Source organism: Oceanispirochaeta sp. (assembly GCF_027859075.1).
Lineage (GTDB): Bacteria > Spirochaetota > Spirochaetia > DSM-2461 > DSM-2461 > Oceanispirochaeta.
On sequence record NZ_JAQIBL010000018.1, the window covers coordinates 1 to 10,810 of the forward strand.

Below are 10,810 nucleotides of genomic sequence, written 5' to 3' on the forward strand. Positions count from 1 at the left end.
GGAATTGAAAAAAATCATAACCAGGATGAATATAAAGGGAAACGGTAAGGATCGTCCTGTGGGCCGATTCTGACTCGTCTGGGAACGGCTGAGTGCCTCGGCGCTGATATCCTTATCACCCTTGACGACATCTGTAACAACCGCCGTACCGGCAATGATTCCCCCAGCAAAATCCCCTTTGGAGAAATATGGAATCATCACTTCCCGGACAATGTAGCCTGTCTTTGCATCTGTCAATTCAGATTCAAGGCCGTACCCCACTTCCAGGCGGACCTTTCTGTCTTCCAATGCCAGCAGAAGGAGGATGCCCTTGTCCTCCCCTTTCTGTCCCAGCTTCCACTTCTCCACGGTCCTGATTGAGAATCCTTCCAGATCTTCCCCATCAAGACTGGGAATCGTTAGAACGGCCATCTGTATAGAGGTCTGATTTTCCAGTGCTGCGAGGGTACTCTCCAGGTTCTGTTTCTGTGAGGATGAAAAAATCCCCGCATTATCATTGACCCGGCCCTTCAGAGACGGCACATCCAGGGCCATGACCGTAAAAGGAAGAAAAAAGATAAACAGAATGAGAGCTGTAATTTTATGTTTCATTTTATTCCTCCAGAATGACGATGCGGTCACTCAATTCATTTATATCATCTTCGGTTCCGGGAAAATGTTCATTCAGCAATGTACCGCAGCGGGTAAGGGCTTTCTGAAGTCCCGCTGAAAGTTTTTTATCGTCAATGCTGGCGCTCAGGTCTGTAACGATCTGCTGCCATTCCTCAGCTGGAATTTTAGAGCTGATCCCTTTGTCGGCTATCAACTCTACCCGACGTTCCATAAAAGAGACAAAAAGGAGGATGCCCGTGCCCTCAGCCGTAGCATAGACTCCGGATTCACTGAAATGCCTCAACGCTCTGGCTCTCACCCTGGTCTTCATGATTTTTTTTGGAATAATGATTCGATCTACCGCTGGAATATTGCTGAAGAAGTAGAACAAACTACCGGCGAAGAAGCTGAGAAGCCCCATACTCATGGGTACATACCATTCCGGGCTGTTCCAGACCAGAGAGGAAGCGAGAGTACTGAACTGTTTGAAAAACAGGAGTTCCATCAGATAAATCAGAACTCCAAAAAATATAGAAGCCCTCAATTCAAAGAAGGCATAGTCTGAGCTTTCGGGGATCAGTGCCGTCGATATTTCTCCCGAGGTGGAAGATTCGGCCTTTTTGACGGCTTCGGCTATATCAGCCTGTTCTTCCAGGGTGAGAATACTTTTCCTCATAGATGACTCCTTTTTATTCAAATGAAACGGTGGGAGCTTGATCCGCACCCAGAGCTGACTGATAGTATTTTTTTTCATCGAAGCCCATTAAATTGGCAATCATGATCCGAGGAAATTGACGAATATACATATTGAAGCTTTGAACTGACTCATTAAAACGTTTTCGTTCCACGGCAATCCGGTTTTCCGTTCCCTCAAGCTGATCCTGGAGAGCGAGAAAGTTCTGATCCGCCTTGAGTTCGGGATAATTTTCAGAGACGACCATTAACCTCTGAAGAGCACTGCCCAATTCACTCTGAGCCTGCTGGAACCTCTGAAAACTTTCAGGGTTATTCAGGACTTCATCGGAAACTTGAAGGGTTCCTCCCGCCTTGGAGCGAGCCTCGGTGATAAGAGCAAATGTCTCCTGTTCATGAGAGGCATAACCTTTCACTGTATTCACAAGATTAGGGATGAGATCCATCCGTCTCTGGTACACATTCTCAACCTGACTCCAGGATGCGGTGACTGATTCATCCAGGGTCACCATTTTATTATATGTTCCCTTAAATGAAGAAAAGCCCATCAGAATCAGAACCGCGATAACGGCCAGAATGATCCATCCGACTTTTATTTTTTTATTCATAATTTTCCTCCTTATCAAATATAAGCAGAAGGAGCGATAGGGTCTATTAAAAAGCGGCATCCTTCCTGGATCTTTTAAGGAATCATAACAAATTGTACTCTCCCTAAAAATGAATTACAATTATTATGTATTTCTGTAAAATCCAATCCAACCAATAATTTAAAAGGAACGGCAATGGCGCAAAAACAATTAGGTACCAGATATTTTCTCCAGCTGACTCTGGGAGTCTCTCTTATCGTCTTCGGAATCATGGCATTAAATGGTTATCAATCAACAGGTCAGGAACTCATGCGGGGATTGAACAAGATGTTCGGGAAATCCAACAATCTGTATCCCAGCATTTTCGGAGTTGTGCAGCTGGCAGCAGGGATCATACTGATTCTGAAACTGTTTGTTGCCTTGAGTCCCGGTCTCTTTAAGGTGATTCATCTGATAATCTGTATACTCTGGCTGATCAATATCGTGTTTAGTTTCTTTGTCTCCAACTTCCTTGAACCGGATTTTATCCGCTGGCTTGGTGCAATGGCCCCTCAACTGGTCATCCTCCTGTCTCTCTGGTTAGTAGGCGAAGAGAACTAAGACATATTGACTGCTTTGACATATAATGAATTCAAATAGAGTCTCATTTTTTTTTGAATTGTAATATTTACGGATTCTGATAGACTTTAGTAAGGCTCATGAAAATGAGGATCAGGATCAACGGAGCAGAATATGGGAAGAGTAAGCTTCACAGAAGCGGTCAATTACCCGCCATGGATCGGCAGTCATTACGGAACAAAGGACGATATCAGACTTCTTGTCATCGGGCGGAGTTATTACGATGCCCGTTACAGGGATAAAACTATAGAACAGTACATCACAGATCTGATCAAAAACAAGGGGAATGACCCCTTCTTCACAGCTCTTGAAGCGGTTCTTGCAGAAGGAAAACACTGGAAATCCGGTTTAGGGGGTTTAAAACTGGACAGGAAGAAATTCTGGAACAGCCTCAGTTACCATCAGTTCCTTCAGGGAATCCTCAGCGACGGCTACTCGCCACCTGATAAAACCATGTGGAAGCAGGGTCAGGAGATATACAAGGAAGTCCTGTCTGCCCTCAGACCAGACATCGTCATCATGGCGGGAACCGATGTTTTTAATAACATGCCGACTCTGGGAGGCAGAAACGGCAGGACCTACTCCTGGCAGGACGTCCATATGAAAACCTGGATTATTCCTCTGGATGGCGCTGAATGCCAGATTGCCGGGATGACGAGCCCCAGGGACTCAACCTATAAGACTGAGATATGGAAGGAACTGTACCTGGAGTTTATTTCAGACTATAAAAACAAACATAAACTGACAAGTTTTTCATCACACTGATCCTCTCTGATCAAGAGTTATTTTCACTGTATTAAATGAATTGACATTATATTCTATTTTATATATATTCAATTCATCTAATACAACAAAAGGAAGATCTCCATTGGACAGAGAGAATGAAGCCCTTAAACACTTTACCCATGAAAATAAAAAAGTCCGGGTCAATTGCGCCCAGGCCATACTAAAAACATACCATCCCATAGGTCTTGATCTGGACAGTGAACTTGTCCTGGATTTTAAGAAGTATGGTCATGGAAAAGCCCCTGAAAAGTATTGCGGCGCCTATTATGCGGCGTCCTATTTGCTGGAAAATCATAAACCAGAACTAAAGGATGACTTTGAATCCTGGTTCAGGAAGGAAGCGGGAGATATAGTCTGCAAAAAAATACGGAAGGGTAAAAAATTGAGCTGCAACGGTTGTGTTCTCCAGGCAGGACGCTTCCTGAATTATGTTTTTCCGGTGCACACAGCATCCTGATTCCCTGAAAGATAACGAGGAGAAAATTATGTTTTCATTTCTGGATAAAATTGAATACCCCTTATTGATCATAGCCGCAGTTCTGATGCTGCTGGCACCCTTTACACCCATGCCTCATGTGGTGGAAAAGCTTATCATGCTCAAAGAAGGAACCCTGAAAAAAGCCATCGATATATTTGACCTTTTTTACCATTTTGTACCCCTGGCACTTCTGATTATAAAACTGATCAGAGATTATAATATATCCAAAGCCTGATTCAGGCTGGCTCCTCTGTAATCCCGGGGAGACCATCCTATAGTCCTTCTAAACTGGGCTGAAAACTCATATTGACTCTTATAACCTAGAGTCATTGCCGTTTCCTTGACGCTCAAACGCCTGGAACGAAGAAGTCTGCAGGCCTCATCCATGCGTCGTTGAATAATATATTGCCCGGGAGAGACACCCATCTTCTTTGCAAAAGTTTTGCGAAAGGACTCATATCCCCATCCATTGCTGCGGCAGTATTCCCTTAAATCCACACGCTGATCCAGCATGTAGATAAAATCCTGACAACTTTTCTCTATCCGGTTCCAAAGTGAATCGTCTCCTTCTCTGGCCCGTTCAAGCAAGGTGGCACAAAATTGAAGAATTTCCATGCTTGTGTGGGGAAGATCCCTCTCTGGTGCTGCCTTAAGAGAGACCATCATCCTGAAAAAATCCTCTTCTATGGCACTGCCGGGGGGAATCCAGGAAACCGGTTCACCTGGAATGACAACGCGGATGGAAACAAGGGCCTGATAGATGTCATCCCCCAGATCCAGGAAGCACTCCAGCCAGTCGCTTTCAGGATCAAGGATGGTGGAGTGAGAGATTCCCGGAATCCTCTGAAAAAGGCTTCCCGCCTCAAGAGGTATTTTCTGTCCCGCCTCCTGCCCTTCTTCAATAATGTAATCACCCCGCCCCCGGATAACATAGACCAGGGCATAGGTGGAAAACCGGGAATTCAGCTGGTCTGCGGTGACTCCCTTCTTGTGCATAAAACCACATCCGATACGCTGTCTCCGCATTGGTTCTCCCAGAGAGCGGAAGATAAGCTGTTCCTGAATGTTTTCAATTCCTGGAAATACCATATTACACATTATATATACCAAAACTACCATTTTGTCCTGTTCTGAGCTATGATAAACCAGTAATAGAATAGAAATATTTTGTTTATCCCGAGTCATTCAAACACCATCAGGATCTATATAAGGAGTCATTTATGTCTTTTTCACCCCTGGCAATACACAAACCCTGGATTCAGCCCGAGCTGACATCTATAGGTACCATATCTCCCAGAGCGACCCTGTTTCCCTTTCCTGATGCCCTGAGCGCCCTGTCAGGAAAACCTGAAGAATCCCCCTGGTTTAAGAAGCTGAATGGTGAATGGGATTTCCTGCTGAAATCACGCCCTGAAGACCTGGTCCCCCAGGATATTATGGTCCTACCCGAAGGAAGCAGGAAGATCAGGGTTCCCGCCAACTGGACAATGGAAGATACAGGAGATTCTCCCTGGTACACCAATGTGCAGATGCCCTTCACCATAAAACCGCCTCATGTACCCGAAAAAAACCCCACGGGAATCTACCACCGGAGTTTTGAACTGCCCGATGGATGGGCGATGAGGCGGACAATCATCCATTTTGATGGTGTTGAAAGTGCGTTCTTCCTCTATATCAATGGCAGAGAAGTAGGTTTCAGCAAAGATTCCAGAACACCTGCAGCATTCGACATCAGCGCCTATGTAAAAGAAGGCATTAACAGCCTCTGTGCTGTGGTCATCCGCTGGTCTGATGGGAGCTTTATGGAGGATCAGGATCATTGGTGGATGGCCGGTATCTACAGAGATGTCTATCTTTATTCAACAGATACTTTTCGAATTGCCGATCTATTTGTCAAAGCCGAACCAATGGAATCAGGACGGGGTAAAATGGAGATTACTGTTCAGACAGAGTCCCTCCTGGAAACTGACAGACCTTACAAATTGTCGGCCGCCCTCTATACAGGTGATGGAAATAAAATACTCGACTGCCCCGATCTGGGAACTACCAGATTCAGGGATGTCAGACTCACAGATCCGGATAAAGAGGGAGGCCGTGAAATCAGGAGAACCCTGGAACTGGAGGGTATAGAGCTCTGGTCTTCCGAACACCCCCATCTGTATACACTGACGGTGACACTCCAAAATCCTGAAGGAACTGCGATAGAATCGGTCAGTTGCCGCACCGGTTTCCGTAAAGTGGAAATAAAAAACAGAGAGCTTCTGATCAACGGCAAAGCCGTCATGATCAAGGGTGTAAACCGTCACGAACATGAACCCGATACGGGCAAGACAGTCAGCAGGGAGGGAATGATCAAGGATATTGAACTGCTGAAACAGTTCAACTTCAATGCCGTCAGAACCTCCCATTACCCCAACACTCCCGAATGGTACGACCTTTGTGATGAATACGGAATCTACCTGGTGGACGAAGCTAATATTGAAACTCATGACTATTATGACCAGATCTGTCGTGACCCGCGCTTTTCTGCCGCCTTTCTGAACAGAGTCCAGAGGATGGTGCACAGAGACAAGAATCATCCCTCCATCATCATGTGGTCCCTGGGAAATGAATCGGGTTATGGTCCCAATCATGACGCCTGTGCCGGCTGGATACGCCGTTTTGACACCACACGGGTACTCCACTATGAGGGCGCGGTCCATCCCGAATGGGGCCAGGGTCATGCGGTGCATCAAGCCGGTTGGGGAGCGTTTGCCACAGATATATTCTGTCCCATGTATGAGACGGTGGAAGAGATGGTTCATTTTGCCACAGAAGTGGAGGATCACCGTCCCTACATCGCCTGCGAATACTCCCATGCCATGGGCAACAGCAACGGCAGCCTCAAGGACTACTGGGAGGCCTTTGAAAATACCCGGGGACTCCAGGGTGGATTTATCTGGGACTGGGTGGACCAGGGACTGACTAAAAGAACCGAGGATGGCCGGGAGTACTGGGCCTACGGCGGTGATTATAACGAAGGGGTACATGATTCTGATTTTTGCATCAACGGCCTGATCTGGCCTGATCGAACACCCCATCCGGCCCTCTGGGAGTGCAAATACCTGAAACAGCCCATCAAGATTTCACTGGAAGAGGACAAGGGGCATCCGACATCCTTAAGAATTCGAAACAAGCAGGATTTTACCACTCTGGAATGGCTCTCAGGGGAGTGGGAACTCCTTGTGAATGGCCGGTCCATCCTGTCAGGTTCACTGCCTCTCCCCCCACTGGAAGCAGGAGAAGAATCACTGATCCCCCTCCCCTGTGCTCTGCCTTCACCGGAAAAAGGGAGTGAATACTTCCTGAACATCCGGATCTCCGTCAGGAAAGAGCAAAGCTGGTGTCCGGCAGGACATATATTAGCCATGGAACAACTCCCATTGGCAGGAAGCTTTATCCCCAGACTCCCCGATAAAGGTGATCCGGAAGCACTGATCGGGGATGGTATCCTTGAAACGACAGGAATAAAAGCCGAGATAAAGGACAGAAGGCTCCTCCTCAAAGATGCAACCGGGATGCCCCTTCTTCAAGACGGGATTGAATTGAATCTCTGGAGGGCAGCGACTGACAATGACGGGATCAGGGAATGGTCGGGACAGGAAGACAAACCCCTGGGGCAATGGCTTAAATCCGGTCTGGACAGGCTGAAACTGGAGCATATAAAAACCAGGGAAGGAGATTTTCAGGGTCAAATGACATTGGAGATTCACAAAACCTACCAGGCTGCGGATCATTTGCCCCCCCTTGAGATGATTCAGTGGCTGATTCCACAGAAAGAGGGCGGAATATACATGAAAACAGAAATACGTATTCCACCAGAATTCCCCAGCCTGCCCCGGGTCGGCCTGATTATGTCCTTCCGGGCTGGATTTGAGCAGCTGAGCTGGTATGGCAGAGGCCCCCTGGAAAACTATTCAGACAGGGATGCCTCATCCTTTTTCGGCCGATATGATCAGAGTGTAACAGATCAGTTTGTTCCCTATATCCTTCCTCAAGAGTGCGGTAACCATAGTGCTACCAGGTGGATGAGCCTGAGTGATGGCAAACAGACACTGAGAGTGGAAGCCGACAGAGCCTTTGAATTTTCTGCACTTCATCACAGCCCCGGGGATCTCTATGCAGCCCGGCATGTGACGGATCTGCCCCGAAGAGAGGAAACCTGGCTGACTCTGGATCTGGCTCAAAGAGGACTGGGTACAGGTAGTTGCGGACCTCAGACACGGAAGGAATATGAGCTATCCCCCGGGGTCTATCAATTTGGATTTTATATCAGTATTTCTAAAATGTAATTCGTGTCCCCTCACTGACGGGCAGACCCGGTGAAACAGAGAAGGAAAGCCGGCCAGAGCCAGGCCGGGAGCCTGAGGTACAGATGGATCAGTGAGTTCCGGAGGTTTTCAATATGAGAGGATGGGGATCTTAATAAGGCTTCGCATATTCATTTAACCGTGTTATTCTACCATGATTGTCCTATAATATTGATATGAGTATGAAAAAGAAAAGACTGGAGAACCTGAAGTATTTCAAGGAAAAACATCCGGATGTATTTAAATCCTATGAAAAATTTGGAGAAACCCTTCATGAATCAGGAGGGCCTTTGGATGAGAAAACCAGATGGCTGGTCAAGATTGCCGTCTCCGCCTCCTCCCAGTATGAATATGCCCTTCAGACACATATTGAGAAAGCTCTGAAAGCGGGTTGTACTCCTGAAGAAATTGAACACACCATACTTCTCATAGCCCCCAGTGCCGGTTTTCCCAGGATGTTGTCGGCGTTGATGATCTTCAGAAAAACTGTGATATAAGACCGATTCAGAAGGAGAGGCGGCTTTCTGATCCAATCCTTAAATCCTCCGACTTAAATTGATTAATTGATCAATTAATAACTTTACAACTGAGAAAATCGGGACTATTCTGATTTTATGAATGTACTAATTGCTGATAAATTATCAGATTCTACCAAAAATGATCTGGAAGCCCTCGGGGCCAGTATTCGATTTGAGCCGGGCCTTACGGCAGAGGATCTACCGGCGGCCGTCGGGGATGCGGAAATACTGATTGTCCGGTCTACCAAGGTGACCAGAGAGACCATTGAGAAGGGAGAAAGCCTCTCCCTGATCATCCGCGCCGGAGCAGGGGTCAATACGATCGATCTGGAAGAAGCCTCTTCCAGAGGAATTCATGTGGCCAACTGTCCGGGAAAGAATTCGGATGCCGTAGCCGAACTGGCCATGGGTCTGATCATTGCCGCCGATAGAAGGATTGCAGACGCCACCATGGACCTCAGACAGGGTGTTTGGAATAAAAAGCTTTATGGGAATGCCTCAGGTTTAAAAGACAGAACTCTCTCGATCATAGGAATGGGATCCATCGGAAGGGGTACAGCCGACAGAGGCAAAGCCTTTGGGATGAAAGTGGCCGCCTGGTCCCGCAGCATGACCCCGGAAAAGGCGAAGGAATGGGGAGTGGATTACTGTTCTTCACCCGAAGAGGCGGCATCCAGGGCGGATGTTCTGTCTATTCACCTGGCCGCCGGTAAAGACACAACACATTCGATTGGCAAAAAGGTGTTTGACTCCCTGAAAGAGGGTGCCATATTTGTCAACACCTCCCGGGGAGAGGTTGTAGACACGCCAGCCCTGAAAGAGGCGATTCAATCCAAGGGGATCAAGGCCGCCCTGGACGTCTATGAAAATGAACCGGGAGCTACCGATAAAGGATTTAATGACTCAGAGCTGGCAGCCCTGATTACCGGGACCCATCATATCGGAGCCTCTACCGATCAGGCCTCGGAGGCCATCGCATCAGAGGTGGTCAGGATTGTTCAGGCCTACCGGGACAGTGGAAAGCCTCTGCATCAGGTAAACAGCCAGGACAAGAGCCTGGCCCATTACAATCTTGTCGTACGGCATTATAATAGGGTTGGTGTTCTGGCAGCCGTGCTGGGTGTTCTCAGAATCGCCAGTATCAATATTGAAGAGATGGAAAACTCCATTTTTTCGGGGAGCCGTGCTGCAGTGTGCACATTGAAACTGGATGACAAACCATCGAAAGAAGTCATGGAAAAGATCAGAGCTATCGAAAACCTCATACAGGCAGTTCTGAAATAAAATCAAAAGAATCAAAAAAACACATTCAGGCGGAAAACCAGGGCGACAGTCGGGTTTTCCGCCTTTTTTGTGACATTTTCACGGACCTTATGGGTTTAAAGAGTAGTATCCCAATCAAGAGGTGATTATGAAAAAGTTCAGTTTAGTGTTCATGATATTGATGATGGGTCTTTGCACCCTGTCGGCATATGGCCAGAATGATTCAGAATCTCCAGCCCCACTGGGGTCTTTTGATTCCATCGCCATCCACATCCCAGCCCAGACAGAAATCATCAGGGGTCCTGATACAAGCGTTGATATAGATATGCCCGAGAAAGTGGCCCGCCATATAGAGGTATACAATGACAGGGGGACACTGACCATTAGATCCACAGGAGGCTCGTGGATCAAGAATTCCGATACGGTCAAAATACGAATAGCCATGCCCTACTGGGAATCCCTGAAACTGAGTTCCTCGGGGATAATCCGATCGGAGGATTCCTGGAATAGTTCTACCGCCCTTATCAGGACAAGCGGTTCGGGAGATATCATCCTGAATAACCTGAAAGCAGGATCTGCAGAATTTTCCACCAGCGGTTCAGGGGATATAAGCCTGAACTCTCTGGATTCGAAGGGGCCGGTTCTCATCCATTCTACGGGGTCCGGAACCATCTTTATTCCTGAATCCTCGGCCTCGACCCTGGAGGTCAAACTGACGGGTTCAGGTGATTTTGAAGGCTCAACCCGATCCGGAGCTCTCCTGGCCAGACTCTCAGGAAGCGGAAGGATGAGGATATCCGGGTTTGTAGAAAATGCAGATCTCCAGACGACTGGCTCCGGTGAGATTGACGGCAGCGGACTGATGGCCGAGGATGCTTTTATGAAAATTACAGGCAGTGGACATGTCAACCTGAAAGACGGAACCCA

Annotated in this window: 12 protein-coding genes; 8 read left to right on the forward strand and 4 right to left on the reverse strand. The window is 47.4% G+C overall.

What is annotated here, in order from left to right:
* From PF479_RS01125 to PF479_RS01135, 3 genes are all read right to left on the reverse strand, one after another.
* Positions 1-591: TPM domain-containing protein (locus PF479_RS01125; RefSeq protein ID WP_298001380.1), on the reverse strand; the 591-nt coding region annotated here is incomplete at its 3' end.
* A gap of 1 nt (position 592) precedes the next feature.
* The gene (locus PF479_RS01130; protein WP_298001382.1) at positions 593-1,267 is read right to left on the reverse strand and encodes a TPM domain-containing protein; all 675 of its coding nucleotides are present in this window, start codon (positions 1,265-1,267) and stop codon (positions 593-595) included.
* Positions 1,268-1,280: 13 nt separating this feature from the next.
* Entirely contained in the window at positions 1,281-1,892 is a 612-nt protein-coding gene (locus tag PF479_RS01135; protein WP_298001384.1) for a LemA family protein, read from the reverse strand.
* A 174-nt stretch (positions 1,893-2,066) separates the two neighbouring features.
* On the opposite strand from PF479_RS01135, the gene PF479_RS01140 reads away from it, so the two are divergent.
* The 4 genes from PF479_RS01140 to PF479_RS01155 all read left to right on the forward strand — a co-directional run bounded on the left by PF479_RS01140 (position 2,067) and on the right by PF479_RS01155 (position 3,988).
* Complete coding sequence (locus PF479_RS01140) at positions 2,067-2,471, forward strand: hypothetical protein (protein ID WP_298001386.1); 405 nt, start codon at positions 2,067-2,069, stop codon at positions 2,469-2,471.
* 132 nt (positions 2,472-2,603) lie between these two features.
* Positions 2,604-3,254, forward strand: a complete 651-nt coding sequence (locus PF479_RS01145) for a hypothetical protein (protein ID WP_298001388.1) — start codon at positions 2,604-2,606, stop codon at positions 3,252-3,254.
* Between the two features lie 103 nt (positions 3,255-3,357).
* Positions 3,358-3,732 (forward strand): C-GCAxxG-C-C family (seleno)protein, encoded by a 375-nt coding sequence (locus tag PF479_RS01150; protein WP_298001390.1) that lies wholly within the window; start codon positions 3,358-3,360, stop codon positions 3,730-3,732.
* A gap of 28 nt (positions 3,733-3,760) precedes the next feature.
* A complete protein-coding gene (locus tag PF479_RS01155) occupies positions 3,761-3,988 on the forward strand; it encodes a hypothetical protein (RefSeq protein WP_298001392.1) in 228 nt (75 codons plus the stop codon).
* Here PF479_RS01155 and PF479_RS01160 read toward each other — a convergent pair.
* Entirely contained in the window at positions 3,967-4,779 is an 813-nt protein-coding gene (locus PF479_RS01160; RefSeq protein WP_298001394.1) for an AraC family transcriptional regulator, read from the reverse strand. The genes PF479_RS01155 and PF479_RS01160 overlap by 22 nt on opposite strands.
* A gap of 194 nt (positions 4,780-4,973) precedes the next feature.
* On the opposite strand from PF479_RS01160, the gene PF479_RS01165 reads away from it, so the two are divergent.
* The 4 genes from PF479_RS01165 to PF479_RS01180 form a co-directional block, all read left to right on the forward strand.
* On the forward strand, positions 4,974-8,084 hold the full coding sequence (locus tag PF479_RS01165) for a glycoside hydrolase family 2 TIM barrel-domain containing protein (RefSeq protein ID WP_298001396.1): 3,111 nt from the start codon (positions 4,974-4,976) through the stop codon (positions 8,082-8,084).
* A gap of 200 nt (positions 8,085-8,284) precedes the next feature.
* Positions 8,285-8,599: a carboxymuconolactone decarboxylase family protein gene (locus tag PF479_RS01170; RefSeq protein ID WP_298001398.1), complete on the forward strand. Its 315-nt coding sequence runs from the start codon at positions 8,285-8,287 to the stop codon at positions 8,597-8,599.
* Positions 8,600-8,716: 117 nt separating this feature from the next.
* Positions 8,717-9,904 (forward strand): NAD(P)-dependent oxidoreductase, encoded by a 1,188-nt coding sequence (locus PF479_RS01175; protein WP_298001400.1) that lies wholly within the window; start codon positions 8,717-8,719, stop codon positions 9,902-9,904.
* A 127-nt stretch (positions 9,905-10,031) separates the two neighbouring features.
* A partial coding sequence (locus tag PF479_RS01180) for a DUF2807 domain-containing protein (protein ID WP_298001402.1) occupies positions 10,032-10,810 on the forward strand: 779 nt, incomplete at its 3' end.

Bases quoted from the DNA above. Each gene is read 5' to 3' on its own strand.
- PF479_RS01130 (WP_298001382.1), bottom strand. From the start codon at position 1,267: ATGAGGAAAAGTATTCTCACCCTGGAAGAACAGGCTGATATAGCCGAA.
- PF479_RS01135 (WP_298001384.1), bottom strand. From the start codon at position 1,892: ATGAATAAAAAAATAAAAGTCGGATGGATCATTCTGGCCGTTATCGCG.
- PF479_RS01140 (WP_298001386.1), top strand. From the start codon at position 2,067: ATGGCGCAAAAACAATTAGGTACCAGATATTTTCTCCAGCTGACTCTG.
- PF479_RS01145 (WP_298001388.1), top strand. From the start codon at position 2,604: ATGGGAAGAGTAAGCTTCACAGAAGCGGTCAATTACCCGCCATGGATC.
- PF479_RS01155 (WP_298001392.1), top strand. From the start codon at position 3,761: ATGTTTTCATTTCTGGATAAAATTGAATACCCCTTATTGATCATAGCC.
- PF479_RS01160 (WP_298001394.1), bottom strand. From the start codon at position 4,779: ATGCGGAGACAGCGTATCGGATGTGGTTTTATGCACAAGAAGGGAGTC.
- PF479_RS01165 (WP_298001396.1), top strand. From the start codon at position 4,974: ATGTCTTTTTCACCCCTGGCAATACACAAACCCTGGATTCAGCCCGAG.
- PF479_RS01170 (WP_298001398.1), top strand. From the start codon at position 8,285: ATGAAAAAGAAAAGACTGGAGAACCTGAAGTATTTCAAGGAAAAACAT.
- PF479_RS01175 (WP_298001400.1), top strand. From the start codon at position 8,717: ATGAATGTACTAATTGCTGATAAATTATCAGATTCTACCAAAAATGAT.